The 19,227-nt window shown below is 64.2% G+C and carries 19 protein-coding genes; 10 read left to right on the top strand and 9 right to left on the bottom strand.

All coding sequences use genetic code 11. The features are described from left to right. The first annotated feature begins 4 nt into the window (after positions 1-4). A complete protein-coding gene (gene secA / locus ACWCOO_RS08840; RefSeq protein ID WP_446830622.1) occupies positions 5-2,770 on the top strand; it encodes a preprotein translocase subunit SecA in 2,766 nt (921 codons plus the stop codon). Here the strand turns inward: secA and lptB are convergent. From lptB to ACWCOO_RS08810, 6 genes are all read right to left on the bottom strand, one after another. Beyond that, positions 2,765-3,526, bottom strand: coding sequence for an LPS export ABC transporter ATP-binding protein (lptB, locus tag ACWCOO_RS08835; RefSeq protein WP_446830621.1), 762 nt, complete (start codon positions 3,524-3,526; stop codon positions 2,765-2,767). The two genes, secA and lptB, sit on opposite strands and share 6 nt — an antisense overlap. Further along, positions 3,519-4,100: an LptA/OstA family protein gene (locus ACWCOO_RS08830; RefSeq protein ID WP_446830620.1), complete on the bottom strand. Its 582-nt coding sequence runs from the start codon at positions 4,098-4,100 to the stop codon at positions 3,519-3,521. The genes lptB and ACWCOO_RS08830 overlap by 8 nt, the downstream gene beginning before the upstream one ends. A 1-nt stretch (position 4,101) precedes the next feature. Continuing rightward, a complete protein-coding gene (gene lptC, locus ACWCOO_RS08825) occupies positions 4,102-4,746 on the bottom strand; it encodes an LPS export ABC transporter periplasmic protein LptC (RefSeq protein ID WP_446830619.1) in 645 nt (214 codons plus the stop codon). Next, positions 4,743-5,237, bottom strand: a complete 495-nt coding sequence (locus ACWCOO_RS08820; RefSeq protein WP_446832030.1) for a KdsC family phosphatase — start codon at positions 5,235-5,237, stop codon at positions 4,743-4,745. Before ACWCOO_RS08820 ends, lptC begins: the two co-directional genes overlap by 4 nt. 11 nt (positions 5,238-5,248) lie before the next feature. Then, a complete protein-coding gene (locus ACWCOO_RS08815) occupies positions 5,249-6,220 on the bottom strand; it encodes a KpsF/GutQ family sugar-phosphate isomerase (RefSeq protein ID WP_446830618.1) in 972 nt (323 codons plus the stop codon). A gap of 78 nt (positions 6,221-6,298) precedes the next feature. Next, positions 6,299-7,261: a sodium:calcium antiporter gene (locus ACWCOO_RS08810; protein ID WP_446830617.1), complete on the bottom strand. Its 963-nt coding sequence runs from the start codon at positions 7,259-7,261 to the stop codon at positions 6,299-6,301. A gap of 70 nt (positions 7,262-7,331) precedes the next feature. Between ACWCOO_RS08810 and ACWCOO_RS08805 the strand changes: the two genes are divergently transcribed. From ACWCOO_RS08805 to ACWCOO_RS08790, 4 genes are read left to right on the top strand one after another with little or no spacing between them, the layout of a single operon-like run. Next, on the top strand, positions 7,332-7,598 hold the full coding sequence (locus tag ACWCOO_RS08805) for a BolA family protein (RefSeq protein ID WP_446830616.1): 267 nt from the start codon (positions 7,332-7,334) through the stop codon (positions 7,596-7,598). Further along, on the top strand, positions 7,591-8,844 hold the full coding sequence (murA, locus tag ACWCOO_RS08800) for a UDP-N-acetylglucosamine 1-carboxyvinyltransferase (protein ID WP_446830615.1): 1,254 nt from the start codon (positions 7,591-7,593) through the stop codon (positions 8,842-8,844). Before ACWCOO_RS08805 ends, murA begins: the two co-directional genes overlap by 8 nt. 8 nt (positions 8,845-8,852) lie before the next feature. Continuing rightward, a complete protein-coding gene (locus tag ACWCOO_RS08795; RefSeq protein WP_446830614.1) occupies positions 8,853-9,446 on the top strand; it encodes a glutathione S-transferase N-terminal domain-containing protein in 594 nt (197 codons plus the stop codon). A 24-nt stretch (positions 9,447-9,470) separates the two neighbouring features. Next, positions 9,471-9,875: a stringent starvation protein B gene (locus ACWCOO_RS08790; protein ID WP_446830613.1), complete on the top strand. Its 405-nt coding sequence runs from the start codon at positions 9,471-9,473 to the stop codon at positions 9,873-9,875. On the opposite strand, the gene ACWCOO_RS08785 is transcribed toward ACWCOO_RS08790, so the two are convergent. Genes ACWCOO_RS08785 through ACWCOO_RS08775 form a run of 3 tightly spaced genes read right to left on the bottom strand, consistent with a single transcriptional unit; the run spans position 9,868 to position 12,642 of the window. Next, positions 9,868-10,446 (bottom strand): phosphoheptose isomerase, encoded by a 579-nt coding sequence (locus ACWCOO_RS08785; RefSeq protein WP_446830612.1) that lies wholly within the window; start codon positions 10,444-10,446, stop codon positions 9,868-9,870. The genes ACWCOO_RS08790 and ACWCOO_RS08785 overlap by 8 nt on opposite strands. After that, positions 10,436-10,870 carry a YraN family protein gene (locus ACWCOO_RS08780; RefSeq protein WP_446830611.1) on the bottom strand — a complete coding sequence of 145 codons (435 nt, stop codon included), beginning with the start codon at positions 10,868-10,870 and terminating at the stop codon, positions 10,436-10,438. Before ACWCOO_RS08780 ends, ACWCOO_RS08785 begins: the two co-directional genes overlap by 11 nt. Then, a complete protein-coding gene (locus ACWCOO_RS08775; protein ID WP_446830610.1) occupies positions 10,819-12,642 on the bottom strand; it encodes a penicillin-binding protein activator in 1,824 nt (607 codons plus the stop codon). Before ACWCOO_RS08775 ends, ACWCOO_RS08780 begins: the two co-directional genes overlap by 52 nt. A gap of 78 nt (positions 12,643-12,720) precedes the next feature. Here ACWCOO_RS08775 and rsmI point away from each other — a divergent pair, with 78 nt between their 5' ends. The 5 genes from rsmI (at position 12,721) to glmM (ending at position 19,226) form a co-directional block, all read left to right on the top strand. Then, positions 12,721-13,596: a 16S rRNA (cytidine(1402)-2'-O)-methyltransferase gene (rsmI, locus tag ACWCOO_RS08770; RefSeq protein WP_446830609.1), complete on the top strand. Its 876-nt coding sequence runs from the start codon at positions 12,721-12,723 to the stop codon at positions 13,594-13,596. 198 nt (positions 13,597-13,794) lie between these two features. Beyond that, on the top strand, positions 13,795-14,994 hold the full coding sequence (gene metK, locus ACWCOO_RS08765) for a methionine adenosyltransferase (RefSeq protein ID WP_446830608.1): 1,200 nt from the start codon (positions 13,795-13,797) through the stop codon (positions 14,992-14,994). After that, entirely contained in the window at positions 14,994-16,310 is a 1,317-nt protein-coding gene (gene ahcY, locus ACWCOO_RS08760; protein WP_446830607.1) for an adenosylhomocysteinase, read from the top strand. The genes metK and ahcY overlap by 1 nt, the downstream gene beginning before the upstream one ends. Before the next feature lie 94 nt (positions 16,311-16,404). Next, positions 16,405-17,868, top strand: a complete 1,464-nt coding sequence (locus ACWCOO_RS08755) for a UbiD family decarboxylase (protein WP_446830606.1) — start codon at positions 16,405-16,407, stop codon at positions 17,866-17,868. A gap of 26 nt (positions 17,869-17,894) precedes the next feature. Continuing rightward, positions 17,895-19,226: a phosphoglucosamine mutase gene (gene glmM / locus ACWCOO_RS08750; RefSeq protein ID WP_446830605.1), complete on the top strand. Its 1,332-nt coding sequence runs from the start codon at positions 17,895-17,897 to the stop codon at positions 19,224-19,226. Position 19,227 lies beyond the last annotated feature (1 nt).

Below are 19,227 nucleotides of genomic sequence, written 5' to 3'. Positions count from 1 at the left end.
ATCGGTGAATCCCCTGAGAAGAATCATAGGCAGCCGCAATCAGCGGCTGCTCGGCGGTTACGAAAAAATCACCCGGCGGATCAACGCCCTTGAGCCTGAGCTCGGCAAGGTATCCGACGCCAAACTGAAGGAGCGCGCCACAGCGCTGCGCCGCCGCGCTCGCGAGGAAGGCGCGCTGGATGCACTGCTGCCGGAGGCCTTCGCGCTGGTCCGGGAAGCCAGCGTCCGTACGCTCGGCATGCGGCATTTCGATGTGCAGTTGATTGGCGGCATGGCGCTGCACGAGGGCAAGATCGCCGAAATGCGCACTGGCGAGGGCAAGACGCTGGTTGCCACATTGCCGGCATTTCTCAATTCCCTGGCCGGCGACAGCGTACACATCGTTACCGTCAACGATTACCTGGCGCAGCGTGACGCCGAGTGGATGGGACCGGTGTTGCGCTTCCTCGGCTGCACGGTAGGGGTGGTCAAGAGCCAGCAGCCTGTCGAGGAGAAACGCGAGGCTTATCTGAGCGACGTCTGTTACGGCACCAACAACGAGTTCGGTTTCGACTATCTGCGCGACAACCTGGCGCTGCGCGCCGAAGATCAAGCACAGCGCGGCCTGAAGTTCGCGATTGTTGACGAGGTGGATTCGATCCTGATCGACGAGGCGCGCACACCGCTGATCATTTCCGGGCCGGCGGAGGAAAGCACCGAGCTCTACCGGCGGATGAATCGGGTGGCGCCGCGCCTGCGCAAGCAGGAGCAGGAGGACGGGCCCGGTGATTTCACGCTCGACGAAAAAGCCCGTCAGGCCTATCTCACGGATGAGGGGCACGAACATGTGGAGAAGCTCCTGGCCGAGGCCGGGCTGATACGCGCCGGGGGCAGCCTCTACGATGCCGCCAACGTCCGCCTGATGCATCACATGACGGCCGCCTTGCGGGCGTACTACCTGTTCAAGCGCGATGTGGACTACATCGTCCGCGATGGGGAAGTGATCATCGTGGATGAATTCACCGGCCGCACCATGCCCGGCCGGCGCTGGTCGGACGGCCTGCACCAGGCGGTGGAAGCCAAGGAAAAAGTCGCCGTGCGTCAGGAAAACCGCACTGTGGCCTCGATCACGTTCCAGAACTACTTCCGCATGTACGAAAAGCTGGCCGGCATGACCGGCACCGCGGATACGGAAGCCTTCGAATTTCAGCAGATCTACGGTCTCGAGGTGGTGGTGATTCCCACCCACAAGAAGATGATTCGCCGCGACGAGCCGGACCTTGTGTTCCTCACCGCGGGCGACAAGTTCGGCGCCGTGGTCGAGGACATTGAGGAGAGCCGCGGCCGCGGCCAGCCGGTGCTGGTGGGCACGGCCTCCATCGAAACCTCGGAACTGCTCGCGGGCAAGCTCAAGGAATTGCGCATCCCGCACCAGGTGCTCAATGCCAAGCAGCACGAGCGTGAGGCGCAGATCATTGCCGAGGCCGGCCGCCCCGGTGCGGTGACTATCGCTACCAACATGGCCGGGCGCGGCACGGATATCGTACTGGGCGGCAACCTCGAGGCGGAACTGAAGGCCGTAGGCGATGATGAGGCCGAGCGCGAGTCCCTCAGGGAAGACTGGAAGCAGCGCAACGAGCGGGTGCTGGATGCAGGCGGCTTGCGCATTGTGGGAACAGAACGCCACGAATCCAGGCGCATCGACAACCAGCTTCGTGGGCGTTCAGGGCGTCAGGGCGACCCTGGCGCTTCGCGCTTCTATATTTCTCTGGAAGATAGCCTGATGCGCATCTTCGGCGACCCCAAGCGCACACAGGGGCTCTTGTCTTCCGTTGGCATGCGGGAAGGCGAGGCCATCGAGAGCAAGTTGCTGACGCGACAGATCGAACGCGCCCAGCGCAAGGTGGAGGCGCACAACTTCGATATCCGCAAGCAGTTGCTGGAGTACGACGACGTCGCCAACGACCAGCGCCGGGTGGTTTACGAGCGGCGCAACGAATTGCTGGGCGCCGGGGATGTCAGCGAAATCGTCGAGAGCATGCGCAGCGAGATGGTGATGGATCTGGTGTCTCAGCACATGCCGGAGGACGCAGCGGACCAGGATTGGGACCCCGAGGCCCTGGAAAAAGCCCTGAGCCTGGAGCTGGGGGCGGAGGCGCCGGTTGCCGAGTGGCTCCAGAGCAACAGCGACTTGGGACCCGAGGCCGTGGCTGATCGCGTTATCGAGCAGCTTGAGCGTCTTTACGCGGGCAAGACGGCCGCGGTTGCGCCCGAAGCCATGCGTCATATCGAACGTGTCGTGCTGCTTCAGCAACTCGATCATCATTGGAAGGAGCACCTGGCCGCGATGGATTACCTGCGCCAGGGAATCCACTTGCGGGGTTATGCACAGCGCAACCCCAAGCAGGAGTACAAGCGCGAAGCTTTCGAAATGTTTACCGAAATGCTGGGCATGGTGGCGCGGCAGGTGACCGTGATGCTGAGCAGAGCGCAGTTCTCCGAAAGCGAGCCGCAGGCGGAGCAGGCGCCGGCTCCGCAGCGCCAACTGCGCTTACAGCATGCAGAAGCTTCCGCGTTGGCGGCGCCGGCTTCCGGAACGCCCCGGCCGGCGCTGGCTAGCGGCACGAGTGGCCGGCGGCGCCCGGCGCCAGCAGCGCCCCAGGTGCAGACCTATCGGCGCGCAAAGCCGCGCGTTGGCCGTAACGAGCCATGTCCGTGTGGATCGGGCAAGAAGTACAAGCGCTGCTGCGGAGCCACGGGTGCGGCCTCCACACCTGCCGGGCCGCTATAGCCGAAACGACTCGCCCAGGTAAACCGAGCGAACCTTCGGGTCGGCCAGCAAGGCCTCGGGATCGCCGGAGGCAATGACCCGCCCTTCGTGCAGGATATAGGCGCGGTTGCATATGCCCAGGGTTTCCCGGACATTGTGGTCGGTAATCAACACGCCTATGCCGCGTTGCGCAAGGGTGGCGATGATGCCTTGAATTTCCGCTACCGATATCGGGTCGATGCCGGCAAACGGCTCGTCCAGCAGCAGGTAGCGTGGGGTTCTGGCGAGAGTACGGGCGATTTCCACTCGCCGCCGCTCGCCGCCCGAAAGACTCGCCCCGGGCGACCTGCGCACCTTGTGCAGTTGGAACTCGTTCAGCAGCCGATCCAACTCTTCCCTGCGCGCATCACGGCTGAGACTGGCGCGCAACTCGAGTATGGCGAGGATGTTCTGTTCCACCGTGAGCTTGCGAAATATCGACGGCTCCTGCGGCAGATAGCCCAACCCCAGTGTTGCGCGGCGATGCACCGGAAGCGCCGTGACATCGGCGGCGTCCAGAGAAATGGCGCCCGCGTCGCAACTCAACAGCCCCGCGACCATGTAGAACGCGGTTGTCTTGCCCGCGCCATTTGGTCCGAGCAGACCCACTACCTCGCCGGTCTGCACATCGAATGACGCTTCGCTGACGGCCTGGCGCGGGCCAAAGCGCTTGGAAATCCGCTCCGCCCTGAGGCTTGCCCGCGTATCTGGGCCAGCCGGCGTATCGGGGCTAGTCATCTTCCGGGGAAGAAAAGAACTCGAACAGGAATTGCACCGGTTCTCCATCGCCAGGCGCGACCGTCACGGTCTCGGCGTTGAGGTCGAAGGTGATCGATTCGCCGCTCACCCGGCTCTCGCTGGTCTCAAGCGCCGCGCCGCCAATGAATCGGATCAGCCCGGATTCTGCCTCGTACTCCACCGTCTGTGCGCTTCCCTTGACCACTCGCTTGCCTTCGTTGACCATGCTGACCGGGTTACCGCGAATGATCGCCCCGGTGAGCTTGTTCTTGAAGCTGAGTTCCGCTTCGTCGCAGTTGAGCGTGGCCTGCCCGGCCCGGAAGCGGATATTGCCCGTGAACAGCCAGGTGGAGTTCCGGAAGTCCAGCGAATCGGTTTCCGCGCGGTCTGCCTGGATCTCGAAGTCACCTTGCGAGATGATTACGCCCGTGGAAACGAGGCGTCCGAGAGTGCCGTCGTAGCGCGACCACTCGGTCTTGATATCAAGGTCCGACGAGGTTTGGTTCTCGGGCGTCTCCTGCGTGATTGCCTGGATTGCAGGCAGCGCCGTGGCCAGCGTCACTGCCAGAAACACGCTACGGACTGAAAATCGCCTGCACATTGGAAGCAAGTGTAATTGTTTCCTGATCGACTTGTGCGTTGAGGTCGTCGGCCTCGAAGACCAATTCCCCGATACGCACCCGCACGCGTTGGTCGGTAGAAGCGGTCATCTCCTCCACGTCGAGGATCAGATGCTCGCCGGTGATCGAAGTCGCATCTCGGGCGCCGTCGGCGCGTGCAAAGCGCACATCTCCCATGAGCGTTACCCGGGAGCCGTTGCCGGACAGGCGGGCGCGCTCTGCCCGTGCCATCCAGGTGCCGGAGGGACCGAATTCCAGGCGCAGGTTTCCTTCCGCGGCAAGGTCCGCACCCTGGCGCGGAAGCAATGCGGAATCCGCCATCAACGCCAGCGTTGGCGGATCGCCACGGCGTATCGAAATGCTCTCAAGCTCAAGCGTAGAGTCTTCGAGGCTCCGCCTCGCGCGGCCCGCCTCGATTTCCAATGCGGCGTCCCCCGTTGCGCCGGTCAGCGCCATGCGGGCATCGCGGAAAAAGTAGTCCCGCGACAACTCCACCTGTTCCGGGGGCGAAGTATTCTCGCCGCGATACGTCAGCACCAGGCTGGAAAGCGCCAAACCGGCCACCAGCAGTGCCGGGAACAGTTTGCGCTTGCGTATCAACCTTGCGCCGCCAGGAGAAAGTCGCAGACTTCCCGAACCGCGCCCCGGCCGCCGGCCGCGGATGTCACCCAGTGCGCCTCGGAGCGTACTTCCGGATGGGCATCGGCCACGGCTATTGCCAAGCCGACCTCTCGCATAACCATCAGATCCGGCACGTCATCGCCCACAAACGCAGTGGCGCGCAAGTCGATTCGCAATTCCTCGAGCATTCGCTGCAGGGCTGCGTGCTTGTTCTCGCAGCGCAACGCCGTTTGGCTAATGCCCAGTTCGCTGAGACGCAGCCGCAGCCCATAGCTGTCGCGCCCCGAAATCACCGCCACTTCCAGCCCCGCTTCAAGGGCACGGCGAATACCGTAGCCGTCCTTTGTCGAGAAGCCCATGGCCCATTCCTTGCCGCTCGCATCGGCAATGTAGATCTGCCCGTCGGTCAGAACCCCGTCGGCGTCCAGCGCCAACAGGCGGATACCGGCAGCGCGCTCTTGCAGGCTCATTGGTGCGCTCTTCACGCCACTTTAGCCCGCATCAGGTCGTGGATATTGAATGCGCCCACGAGTAGCCCGTCGGAAACAGCCAGCAAGGCAGTGATCTTGCGTTCCCGCATCTCAGTCAGCGCCGCCGAGGCCAGCAATTCGGGCGCCACCGTCCGCCCTCCGCGAGTCATAACATCGGCCATTCGGGTGGTCTTGAGGTTCACTTCCCGGTCCATGGCCCGGCGCAGGTCGCCGTCGGTGAACACGCCCAGCGGGCGTCCGGCCTCATCGGTTACCGCGGTCATGCCCAATCCCTTTTGGCTCATCTCCAGGAGTCCCTGCGCCAAGGTTGCTTGCGGGGCAACCTGGGGAATGTCCGAACCAGTGCGCATGATGTCGGACACTCTCACCAGCAAGCGCCGGCCCAGGCGACCGCCGGGGTGGGTGCGCGCGAATTCTTCGGCGGTGAACCCGCGCGCCTTGAGCAGCGCCACGGCCAGCGCGTCACCCAACGCCAGCGTGGCGGTGGTGCTGGAGGTGGGCGCAAGGTTGAGCGGACAGGCTTCTTCTTCCACGTGCGTATCGAGCACCGCCGCCGCGCGCTGCGCCAGGGTCGAGTCCTTGCGCCCGGTCATTGCAATCAGAGGGACGCCGACGCGCGCAAGCATCGGCAGCAGGCGCACGATTTCATCGGTCTCGCCGGAATTGGACAGCGCGATCAGGATGTCTTCGGAGGTAATCATGCCGAGGTCGCCGTGGCTGGCTTCTCCCGGGTGCATGAAGAAGGCGGGCGTTCCGGTGCTGGCCAGGGTGGCCGCGATCTTGCCGGCAATATGCCCCGACTTTCCCATGCCGGTAACCACGACTCGGCCGCCGGCTGTCAGGCACAGGCGGCAGGCCTCGCTGAAATCCCGTCCGAGACGCTTCTCAAGGCCGGCCACGGCCCCGGCCTCCATGCGCAGGACTCGGCGCCCCTCTTCAATAAATGATGCGTTCTCGGACATGGCCGGCCATGATAATGCGGCGGACCCAAGTTTGCCCGGAGCCGGCCCGGGCACGGCATCGGATTCCGGATTTCCGAGCTAGCCCGCCAGCACCACCACCAAGGTCACATAGGCAGCGAACGGCAATAGCAGGCTGACGCTCCAGGCCCGGCCCAGCCCGCCTCTCCAGCGGCAGAGAACGGCCAAAGCCACGAACCAGAAGGTAAATCCAATCAGCATGGGAACATGCAGAGTCAGCAATTGGGAAGAAAAAGCCGAAGGGGCGATGGCGCCCGCAACGCCGATCACCACCAGAAGATTGAAGATATTTGATCCGATCACGTTACCCAGCGCGATCTCCGTCTCGCGCTTTACCGCGCCGGCCACCGTGATCGCCAACTCCGGAAGACTGGTGCCGATGGCAACCGCGGTTGCGCCGATCACCAGTTCGCTCACGCCGGCGATCCGAGCCACTTCCTGCGCGGACCGAACCAGCGCCTCCGCGCCAACCAGCAGCATCGCCAATCCAAGGCCCACATAAAGCGCGTTACGCGACATGCTGCGAAGGGCCGGCTCCGCCGTATCGGCCGGCGAGGCCATTTCGCCCGCACCGGTTTTCCGAATCACCAGCCAGCTCAGTATCGGCAAGGCGCCGAGAAGCAAAAGGGCATCCAGGCGCGAGAGCTCACCGTTGGCGATCAGCAAGCAGGCCAGCAGCGTGGCGGCCACCATGGTCCCGAGTTCCATTCCGGCCGCCGCGCGGTCGGGCCGCATGCCCATGAAGAGTACGCCGGCGCCCAGCACCAGGCCGATATTGGCGATATTCGACCCTACCGCGTTGCCCAGCGCCAGTTCAACGCTGTCGCGCAGGGCGGCAACCGCCGCGACCACGGCTTCGGGCAGCGAGGTGGCGAACCCGGCCAGGAACAGGCCGACCAGCATCGGCGATACCGCAAGCCGGCGCGCGCCGTCGGCGGCTCCGTCAATGAACGCTTTCGCTCCGAACCCCAACATCGCCAAGCCGACTGCTGCAGCCGGCAGCCAAACGTACAGGCTGCTCACGATGATTCGCTGTGCAAGTACGCGTACCGAAGGGCGCGCATGGGTTCAGATTGAATATAGAATTCCGGCGATGACGCCGGGGGAGATTTCCGCACTGATTTCGGCGCACCTGCCCGGCTGCGAAGTGGTTGTCGAAAGCGAGGATAACACGCACTTCGAAGCCAGGGTGGTCAGCGCTTCCTTCGAAGGCCTTGCCCAACTGGGCCGCCATCGTCTGGTTTACGAGGCGCTGGGAGAACGCATGGGCAGGGAGATTCACGCGCTCTCGATCCGCGCCCATACGCCCGCGGAATGGGTTCGGTTGCGTGAGGCTGGCGAACAGGCGCCGCGTGGATAAATTCATCGTTTCCGGCGGTCGGCCGCTGGACGGCGAGGTAGCTATTTCGGGGGCCAAGAATGCCGCCCTGCCGATACTGGCGGCTTCGCTGCTGAGCGCCGAGCCGCTGCGGCTGCGCAACCTGCCCGATTTGCGCGATGTGCGCACCATGCTTGGCCTGCTGGAAATACTGGGCGCCCGCGTAAGCGGCAGCGCGCCGGGAGAAATCGCGGTTTCCCTGGCCGATCCGCAGTCCTTCGCCGCGCCTTACGAATTGGTGCGCACCATGCGCGCATCCATTCTGGTTCTGGGTCCGTTGCTCGGACGCTTCGGGCGCGCCGACGTATCCCTGCCCGGAGGTTGCGCGATTGGCGCGCGGCCCGTTGACATCCATGTCGAAGCCTTGCGCAGCATGGGTGCCGAGGTAGAAATCCGCGGCGGATACATCTCCGCGCGCGGCAATGGTCTCTGCGGCGCGCGCATCGACTTGCCGCTGCCTACGGTTACGGGCACGGAAAACATCATGATGGCTGCGGTTCTGGCCGCTGGCGACACGGTCATCGAGAATGCCGCGCGGGAGCCCGAGGTGCGCGACCTCGCGGATTGCCTCAACGCTATGGGCGCTCGAATTTCCGGCGCGGGAGGTTCGAAGATAACGATTCGCGGGGTCAGGCAATTGCATGGAGCGGAGCGCGAAATACTGCCGGACCGGATAGAAGCGGGCACCTACCTGGTGGCAGGCGCGATGACGGGCGGGCGGGTAGTGGCCCGCTCCGGCGGCGAGCTGGCGCTTGGCGAGGTCGTGGCGGCGCTGCGCAACACGGGCGCCAAGATTCGCCGCGGCGAGGGGTTCGTGGAACTCGACATGGGCGGACGCCGGCCAAATTCGGTCAACGTGGTCACCGCGCCCTGGCCCGGATTCCCAACCGACATGCAGGCGCAATTCACGGCGCTCAACGCGATCGCCAGCGGTCACGCGCTGGTGCGTGAAAGCGTTTTCGAGCAGCGCTTCATGCACGTTGCCGAGCTCAAGCGGATGGGCGCCGACATCGAGCCGCTGGGACGCGAAGTGCTGATACGCGGGGTGCGGCGCCTGCAGGCGGCGCCGGTAATGGCTACGGACTTGCGTGCGTCCGCCAGTCTGGTGTTGGCGGCGCTGGTTGCGGAGGGCGAGACGGTAATCGACCGCGTCTATCACATGGATCGCGGATATGAGCGAATTGAGGAGAAATTCAGCGCTCTGGGGGCCGAAATCCGGCGCGTATAATCCGCGCCATGATCCTGTATTCCAGTCCAACCAATTTAGACAGTCACCGGGTTCGAATAGTTGTAGCAGAGAAGAATATCGGCGTGCGGATCGTGCAGGTGCGAGATGGCAGTTTGCCCCCCGACATACAGCTTCTGAACCCCTACAACACGCTCCCAACGCTGGTTGACCGCGAATTGGCGGTCTATAACTCGCGGATAATCATCAATTATCTGGACGAGCGTTTTCCGCAACCGCCGCTGATGCCCGTGGACCCCAAACGCCGGGCTCACTTCCGGCTGGCCATGTACCGTATCGAGAACGACCTCTACCAACTCGCGGAAAAGCTCGATGGCGGGGCCGGAGAGAGCGAAAGGCGGCAATTGCGCGAAGCCACGGTGGAGTTGTCGGAAGCGGTGGAATCGAGCCGCTTTTTTCTGGGCGACGAGTTTTCCGTGGTGGATTGCACTCTGGCCCCGCTCCTGTGGCGTTTGCACAGCTACGGCATTGACCCCGGGCCACGCGCCGAGGCCCTGTACGGCTATATGCGGCGCGTTTTTTCCCGTCCTTCGTTCACGGAAGGGCTTTCCGAGCTGGAGCGCGACATGCGCCCGGCGGCATGAAGCGAAGCCGGCGGCTCAAATCCGATGACGCCGGAAGAACTGCCACTGCGCCCTTATCTGTTGCGCGCCGTGCACGAATGGATCACGGCCCGCGGCGATACCCCGCAGGTGGTTGTGCAGGCCGGCCGCGACGACGTTCAGGCCCCGCAAGACCGGGTAAAGGACGGGCGTCTGGTTCTGAACATCAGCTATCAGGCCACCCGCAACCTGCAGATCGGCAATGACAATCTGAGCTTCGAAGCGCGCTTCGGCGGCGTGGCGCAATTCGTGTCGGCGCCGATGGATGCGGTGTTATGCATCTATTCGCGCGAAACCGGCCAGGGCGTCGTGCTGACCGATCAGCTCGGAGCCTCGTTCGAACAGCCTGTCGGAGATCCATCGCCGCGTCCCCGCCGGACCGGCAAGCCGAGCTTGCGGCTGGTCAAGTGAGTGCGTCGTCGATCAGACTGCAGAGGCAGTGGATCGTGAGCAGGTGCATCTCCTGAATACGCGCCGTGCGATCATGCGGAACCCGCAGTTCCACGTCGTTTTCGGCCAGCGCCTTTGATACTGCTCCGCCGTCGCGCCCGGTAAGCGCAACAACCCGCATCCCGGCATGGTGCGCGGCTTCGACGGCCGCTGCGACATTGGGTGATGCGCCCGAGGTGCTGATTGCCAGCAGAATATCGCCCGGCCTTCCCAGACCGCTGATCTGCCGCGAAAACACTTCGCGGTAGTCCCTGTCGTTGGCGATTGAAGTAAGCGTTGATGCATCGGTGGTCAGCGCGATAGCTGCAAGGCTGGCGCGTTCGGTTTCGAAGCGATTCAGCAACTCGGAGGCAAAGTGCTGAGCGTCGGCTGCCGACCCGCCATTACCGCAACTGAGCACCTTTCCTCCCGCCTCAAGGCTATCGATAATCAGCCGCGCCGCCTCCGCGATCGGCCCCGCCAGGGCGCGTGACGCCCGCCGGCCGGTCTCCAGGCTTTCGGAAAATTCGGATTTGACTCGTTCAGCGTCCATCAAACTGCAGCGCATTGCGTATCCAGCGAATGCCGGCGTGCGGCCCGTGGGTGAGTATGCCCACCACATCAAAGCGCAGCATCATACCGCCGAACTTCGGATGGTCGCTAATGAAGCATCTAGCCGCGCGGGTCAGGCAGCGCCATTTTCGGGCGCTGAGCGAAGCCTCCGGGGCGCCGGCGCTGGCGCTGCGGCGGGCGCGCACTTCGACAAACACCAGGCAGGCGCCGTCGCGCATCACGAGGTCCAGTTCGCCATAGCGGCAGCGATAGTTGGCGGCCAGAAACTCAAGGCCGCGGGCCGTCAGATAGCGCCTTGCGTCGCTCTCGGCCTTCTGCCCGGCGGATGCGGCTGCAAGCTTTCTGCAGCGGGTTAAGGCATCGCCGGAACGGCGGCCGGCGATCCGTCCACGATTTGCGTCCATGTCAATTCCCTGTCCAGGCTCCCGCCCGACGCGCGATAAATGGTTCCCGTGAGCCCGCGGATGCCGCTTGCCAGCGCTTCGGACCCGTCGTACAGCGAAAGCGCCAGCTTGAAACTGTCGTAGCCCATGGCGAAAAGCGACAGATTGAAGTCCATCAACGAAAGTGTCTCGGCGCTCAATTGCCCATGCGCCACCTGCACATGCTGCTCGGCCAGGACCGGCAGGGCAGGCATTTCCACTCCATTAAGGTCGCGGTTGTCCGGATGATTGCGGTCATAAATGCTCTGGATCGCAAAAATCGGCAGGTCGCCGGAATAGTTGTAGCGCAATTGCGGAATCAGAAGCTGTCCCTGCGGCGCGCGGGCAATCACGAAAATCAGGTCCGCGTCCTGGCGCCGGCGCGGCTGAAAGCCCAGGTTTCTGCCTAGCTTCGCCCGCAGTTCACTGGCGCGGCGGTTGCTGGCGCTGACCTTCAGCAGGCGGCCGATCTGGTCGGAGTAGTCCACGGCGGTAAGGCTGTACTGCTCGCGTCCGGCCAAGCGGCCGCCACCGGCCTGGTATTCGTCGAGGAAACTGCGATAGATGCGTTGCCCCCAACGGGTTCGCGGATAAAGAACCAGCGCGCGGCGCAGGCCGCGGCGCAGTGCCTGACGCGCCACCTGGCGCGCTTCGTGCTCGGGAGCCAGCGCGAATTCTTCGAATGCTTCCGGCGGCGGTCGCCCCCGCAATGTGTTCAAAGCCAAGCTTGGCACGCCACCGGCAACCTCGGCGGTGTTACGCACCGATGCCGGCAGCAGCGGCCCCACGATGAACTGCGCGCCTTCGGCTGCGGCTAGACTCCATTGGGCCGCGGCATCGGCGCTGTCCACAACATCGTAGAACGCGATATCGGGGCTGGGGCAGGATGTCATCAAGGCAAAACGCGCGGCCAGAAATCCTTCCCGCAATGACCGCCGGGCCGTCGCGTACGATTGCGAGCCCGGCAATAGCAAGGCCAGCCGCGCCGGCGCCCGGGAATTGCCGCAAACTTCCGGAATGATCGTTCCGGCCAGCAGTGCGGATGCCGGGTGGCCGGGGAATTTCTCTCGCCAAGCCTTGAGTTCTGCGCCCGCGTCCACCGGATCTTCGGCAAGCCGCTCGGCGAGCAGCGCAAGCTCTACCCAGCCCAGTGCCGGGCCGGTGACGCCAACCGGCGACAATTCCGCCCGAAACTCGCGCAGAAGCGACCAGACAAGGCTCAGGCGGGCGTCGCCTTCGGGCGCAACGCCAGCATCCAGGCGGGTCAGCTCATCCAGCGCGTCGGATGGCCGTTGCATGGCGAAAAGCAGCTCGGAGCGGGTGCCTATGAGCTCGGCTGCAAGGTTCGGAAAGTCTCCGGGATCGACGTTGCTGAGCCGGTTGTAGGCTGCCTGCGGACCGTCCAGAACCTGCTCGCTCTCGGCTGTGGCGAGGGACCAGAGGCCCAACCAGGGGGGCGCGGGTTCAATTCGTCGTAATTCGTCCAACGCCCGCCGGTGGCTGCCGTCTCGCCCGGCTTCGCGAGCGGCGAGGATGCGGTAGCGGTTGCGGTCCGCGTTCGCTGCCCGGCGCGCCATCGAAAGGTAAACTTGACGTGCGGCGCCGTGGTCTCCGGCATTGGCAAACGCCTGCGCCTCCGTGCGCAGGGCGGCGAGCTCTTTGGCGGAGACCGCCACGCGCTCGCCGGGGGTGCAGTTCGCGAGAGCGACTACCGCCAGAATTGCGAGCGCGGCGATGCAGGCGCTGGCCCGCATATTGCCCGCGCCGAAGGCGGGCGCAGACTCAGTGCGTTGTCGTTTGGCGCGCCTCGGTCCGGGCCAGGAGGTGAGCATATGGAGTTTCAGAAGAAGGCGGAAAGCCGGGCGCCGGCAGGAGCGGGGGCCTTGATTGTCGCCGCCACTCCAATTGGCAACTTGGGAGATGTTAGCACGCGGCTTAAGTCCGCTCTGCGTGAGGCGTCACGGGTTGCAGCGGAAGATACGCGCCGTGCCGGGATCCTGCTGCACAGCGTCGGCGCTCGCGCCAGCGTGATTTCTCTGCATGCGCACAATGAGCGCTCGCGCATAGCGGGACTGCTGAATGCGGTAAGGCAGGGAGAGAACTTGGTGCTGTTGTCTGACGCCGGAACCCCTGGAATCAGCGACCCGGGTATGCGGCTGGTCGCCGAGGCCCGGCGCGCGGGTATTCGCGTGACGCCGCTTCCGGGTCCCTGCGCCGCCGTTGCGGCTTTGTCCATCGCCGGCTTTCCTGCCGACCGGTTCCGTTTTGAGGGGTTCCTGCCGGCACGGAAGGCAGCCCGGCGGGGGCGCCTGAAGCAACTGAAAGCGGCGCCCGAAACCCTGGTTTTCTATGAGGCCGTGCATCGACTGGAAGCGGCTCTGGATGACCTGCGCGACGCGCTCGGCGGCGACCGCAAGGCAGTACTTGTGCGCGAACTGACCAAACTGCACGAGAGCGTGTACGGCGAAACGCTCGACGACCTGTGCCGACAGGCCGCATCGGGAGCGATCACGGCCAAAGGAGAGTTCACGCTGGTGGTGGCCGGCGCCGACAAGCCGGCGGGGAACGAGGGCGCGCTGGATTCGATCCTCGAAGCGCTACTTGAGGAACTGCCCACGCGCCAGGCAGCGCGCCTGGGCGCCGCCCTGGCAGGGGTTCCCCGCCGCGTTGCCTATAGCCGCGCTGTCGAGTTGCAGCAGGTATCCTGAGGTTATCGAGATGAGCGTTGCGGACAAATAGAAAAAGCCATAAGTCCAGAGGCGCTTCGGTAAGAATCCAGAGCCTACTGGGAAACCCGCTATGGTGCAGAAACAGTCATGGTCAGATGCGCGGTGACCCCGCTTTAGAAAAGCGGTGGGCGGCGGCTGGTGCGTATAATGCCCCGCTAGCCAGTGGGCGCCGGCCGCATGTCAAAGACCTCCTTTTTTACGTCCGAATCCGTTTCCAACGGCCATCCCGACAAGATGGCGGACCAGATTTCCGACGCCGTCCTCGACGCCATTCTCGCCCAGGATGAAGACGCGCGCGTGGCTGCCGAGGTACTGGTCAAGACCGGTTTTGTGCTGGTGGCCGGGGAGATCACCACCCACTCCTGGGTCGATCTGGAAACGCTGGTGCGCAAGCTGGTGACCGGGATCGGCTACAACAGTTCGGAACTGGGCTTCGACGGGGCTACTTGCGGCGTGCTCAACGCGATCGGCAAGCAGTCGCCGGACATTCGCAGGGGGGTTAACGCGGGCGAGGGCAAGCCGCTCGGGGCCGGCGATCAGGGAATGATGTTCGGCTTCGCCTGCAAGGACACGCCGACGCTGATGCCGGCGCCCATTGACCTCGCCCACCGCCTGATGCGGCGGCACGCGGAGTTACGCGAATCGGGGGAATTGGCCTGGCTGCGGCCGGACGGCAAGGCGCAGGTTACGGTGCGCTACGACGATTATCGGCCGGTGGCGGTTTGTGACGTGGTTTTGTCCACGCAACACGCTCCGGATGTGTGGCCAGAAGAATCTCCGCGCGGCGAATGTCCGCCGGATTTCCGCGAAGCGATCATTGAGCAGTTGATCAAGCCGGTGCTGGGCGCGGAATGGCTGCGCGGACCGATCAACTACCTGGTCAACCCGGCCGGCCGCTTCGTGGAAGGCGGGCCGCAGGCCGATTGCGGCCTGACCGGGCGCAAGATCATTGTCGATACCTACGGCGGCATGGCTCGCCATGGCGGCGGCGCGTTTTCGGGCAAGGATCCTTCCAAGGTGGACCGTTCCGCAGCCTACGCGGTTCGCCACGTCGCGAAGAACATTGTTGCCGCCGGCCTTGCCGAGCGCTGCGAAGTGCAGGTTTCCTATGCTATCGGGAGGCCGGAACCGGTGGCCGTGGATATCGAGACCTTCGGCACCGGCGGCGTCAGCGACGAGCGCCTGCGGGCCATTGTGCATGCCCACTTCGACCTTTCCGTGGAAGGCATTATTCGTACGCTGCAGTTGCGCCGCCCCATCTACCGGCCGGCGGCGGCATTCGGCCATTTCGGCCGCGAAGACAGTGACTTCAGTTGGGAAGCCACGGACCGCGCTGCGGAACTCGCCGATGATGCGCCGAGCGTGAGGGTGGCGTGATGCCTCGATCTGCAGTCGCCCAACTCCACGACGATCACCAGGTGGCGGATCTTTCGCTGGCCGACTTCGGCGAGCGCGAGATCTCGATCGCGCGCAGCGAGATGCCGGGCCTGATGGCGCTGCGCGAGGAGTATGGCGACAGCCGCCCCTTGAGTGGTGCGCGCATAGCCGGCTGCCTGCACATGACGGTGCAGACCGCCGTGCTGATTGAGACGCTGATTGAATTGGGTGCGGAAGTGCGCTGGTCGTCGTGCAATCGGCTATCGACGCAGGACCACGCAGCCGCCGCCATGGCGCGCCGCAACGTGCCGGTGTTTGCCTGGAAGGGCGAAACCGAAGAGGAATACCTGCGCTGCATTGTGCGCACGCTGACCGGCCCGGGCGGCTGGACGCCCAATCTGCTGCTCGACGACGGCGGCGACCTGACCCGGATCGTGCATGAGGAGCATCCGGAGCTGGCTGAACAGATGCTTGGGCTTAGCGAAGAAACCACCACCGGGGTGCACCGGCTCTACCAGATGCAGGAAGCGGGCACGTTGCGCTGCCCCGCTATGAACGTCAACGATTCGGTCACCAAGTCCAAGTTTGACAATCTCTATGGTTGCCGGGAATCGCTGGTGGACGGCATCAAGCGCGCCACCGACGTCATGGTGGCCGGCAAAATCGCCGTTGTTTGCGGTTTTGGCGATGTCGGCAAGGGAAGCGCGCAGTCGCTCAGGGGCCTGGGGGCACGAGTCTGGATCACCGAAATCGACCCGATATGTGCGCTGCAGGCGGCCATGGAAGGATATCCGGTCGTGACCATGGAACAGGCCTGCGCGCAAGCGGACATATTCGTGACCGCTACCGGCAACAAGGGCGTGATCACTTTCGGCCACATGGCGCGCATGAAACACGAGGCGATCCTCTGCAACATCGGCCATTTCGACGTGGAGATCGATGTGGCTTCGCTGGAGAGCAAAGGCTGTCGCTTCGAGGAGATCAAGCCGCAGGTGGATCACGTCATCTTCCCGGACGGCAAGCGACTGATTCTGCTTGCCCGGGGCCGGCTCGTGAACCTCAGTTGCGCAACCGGCCACCCCAGTTTCGTGATGTCGGCCAGCTTCACCAACCAGGTGCTGGCGCAGATCGAACTGCTTGCCGGCCGAGATTACGAAAACCGCGTCTATACCCTGCCGCGCAGGCTGGACGAGAAGGTAGCCCGCCTGCACTTGCCCAAATTGGGCGCATCGCTTACCCGCCTGAGCGCGGAGCAGGCCGACTACCTCGGCATTGCGCAGGCGGGCCCGTTCAAACCCGAACGCTACCGCTATTAGGGCCTGTCGGCGGGATGCGCCTCGCAACAAACCTCGCGACACGGTTCCGCGCGGTTACGCGGGCAAGACACCACCCTAGACCCAGGAGCCCATCATGAAGGTAATCGATTCGTTGCGCGAATATGCCGACGCCATGGAGCAGCAGGGCAAGCTGCTGCGCATTCCGGAGATGGACCAGGACCGCTACGAGATGACGGCGTTTTCGTACCGCCTCGAAGATCGCATGCGCACCGCCGCACCGGCCTTCCTCGTGGAACGCACGAAGATGAACGGTCGCTGGTACGAAACGCCGGTTATCTGCAACGTGCTCAACAGCTTCAAGAGCGTCGCCATGTGTCTGGGCGTGGAAGAGCTTGGCGATGACGAGAGCGAGATGAACCAGGTGGTGGAACGTGAGCTGCTCAAGCACATGAACGAGCACTACCTCTTCGACAAGCTGGCGCCGGTGGAAGTCGGCGAGTCCGCCGCGCCCTGCAAGCAGGTCAAGCTGTTCGGCGAGGACGCCGATCTGGACCGATTCCCGTGGATCATGAACAACCCGGCCGACGGCGGGCGCTTCATCAGCACCGGCTCGGTCATCATGGAAGACCCCGATATCGGCCGCAACGTGGGCACTTACCGCTTGCAGGTGAAGGGGCCGCAGAAGCTGGGCATCTGCTTTACCGGGCAGAATCACGGCGCCATGATGATGCGCAAGGCCATCGCCCAGGGCAAGAAAAGCGTGCCGTGCGTGGTGGCGACCGGGCTGGACCCGATTACCTGGATGATGAGCAGCACCCGTGTGGGCGAGCTGGGCGACGACGAGTTCGAGCTGTCGGGAGGCTTCCGGGGCAAGCCGGTGGAACTCGTGAAGGCCGAAACCAATGAACTCATGGCGCCGGCGCAGGCCGAGATCGTCATTGAGGGAGAGATCAGCACCGACAAGGAGATGGAGGGCCCGTACGGCGAGATGCTGGGTTATATCGGCGAGCCGGCTCCCAATCACTTCATGACGGTCAAGGCCATCACCCACCGGAAGAACCCATGGGTTTACAACATTTGGCCGGGTATCGGCGGGGCCTATCTGACCTGGCCCTGGCAAGTGGGGCACTTCGCCCGCCTCAAGCGGATCATGCCGAATCTTGTGAAGCTGCACATGCCGCCTGACATTCCGGCCATGGTGATCGCCTGCATCAACAAGCGGATGCCGGGCGAGGGCATCGAAGCCGGCCTGTTGATCATGGGCTACCGGATGATCGGTTTCAGCAAAAAGATGATCATCATTCTGGACCAGGACGTGGACCCCACCGATCTGACCCGGGTTATGCATGCTGTCTGCACGCGCTGGCAACCGTGGCCGGCCAGCCTTACGGTGCGGCAGACGTTTTCCTTCATGATCGATCCCAGCACGCACCGCAACGCGCTCTCCAGCAAGATACTGATCGACGCCACACGGCAACTGCCGGCGGAAGGCGGACCCAATGTGTTCGCCGAGGACAACCGCACCGTCATGGAAGAGCGCGCCGCGGACGCATTCGCGCTGGTGGACGAGCGTTGGGACGAGTATTTCCGCAACTGATCCCTGACGCCGGCAGCTAACCCGCCATGAGATTCTTCGGCACTGACGGGGTGCGTGGCACCGTAGGTCAATACCCGATGACAGCCGAGTTCGCGCTGCGGCTGGCGGGCGCCGCTGCGCGCGCCTTGCTGCCGGACGGTGGCGTCGCTGTGATCGGCAAGGATACGCGCGTGTCGGGATACATGTTCGAATCGGCGCTGGAAGCGGGATTCGTATCCGCGGGAGTCGATGTTCGGCTGTCCGGGCCGCTGCCCAGCCCCGGCGTCGCCCTGCTCGCCAGAGAACTCAAGGCCGACCTCGGGGTCGTCATCAGTGCTTCTCACAATGCCTATTTCGACAACGGGATAAAGTTTTTCAAGCGCGACGGGTTCAAGCTGGCGGTCGAGGATGAGGCGCGCATCGAAAGCCACATCGACGCTCCCGCGGAAACCCTGGATTCCACGGCGCTGGGCCAGGTGCGCCGGGTCGATGACGCAAGAGAGCGGTACGAGCGGCACTGTCTGCAAACCGCGCCCGATGGCATGTCGCTGGAAGGGCTGAAGATCGTTATTGATTGTGCGCATGGGGCTTCCTATCGGGTGGCTCCGGCCACCCTCACTGCGCTAGGCGCGGAACTCGTGGCACTGGGCTGTTCTCCCAACGGCCGCAACATCAACGATCGCTGCGGCGCTACGCAGCCCGACTTGCTGCGCCGCACAGTCACAGCGGTGGAAGCCGATGTCGGCATCGCGCTGGACGGCGACGGCGACCGCGTGATCATGGTGGACAGCGAAGGAAAAACGCTCAACGGCGATGCACTGCTACTGATTCTCGCCAGGGCGCGCAAGGCCGCCGGCCGTCTGCATGGCCCGGTAGTCGGCACCGAAATCAGCAGCCTGGCGCTGGAGCGCGCCCTCAAGGCGGAAGGCATTGCCTTTCGCCGCGCGCGCGTGGGAGATCGCCAGGTCGTGACCATGCTTCGCGAACTAGGCGGGGTGCTGGGCGGAGAAAGCTCCGGGCATATTCTGTGCCTCGACAAGTCCACCACCGGGGATGGCATGGTGGTGGCCCTGGAGGTTCTGGCCGTGATGCGCCGCAATGAATGTTCGCTGGCAGAGTTGGCTGCGCATATGCCGCACACGGAGCAGACCAGCCTCAGTATCCCGTCCAACGGCCCCGGCGCTCTCGAACGTCCTTCGGTGGATCAGGCAGTGCGCAAGGCGCGCGTACTGTTGGGCGAGGAGGGTCGCATCGTGGTGCGCCCTTCGGGCACGGAACCGGTAGTGCGCATCACTGCCGAGGGCCCCGACCGCTCCGTGGTCGAGCAGGCTGCGGCCGGCGTGGCGCGCGCGCTCGGCGCTGCGGACGCTTCGGCCTAGT

The organism is Candidatus Foliamicus sp., from assembly GCF_965221325.1.
Classification (GTDB): Bacteria; Pseudomonadota; Gammaproteobacteria; order Steroidobacterales; family Foliamicaceae; genus Foliamicus.
Note: the sequence above shows the minus strand (reverse complement) of the source record. Positions and strands in the feature narration are given on the sequence as shown.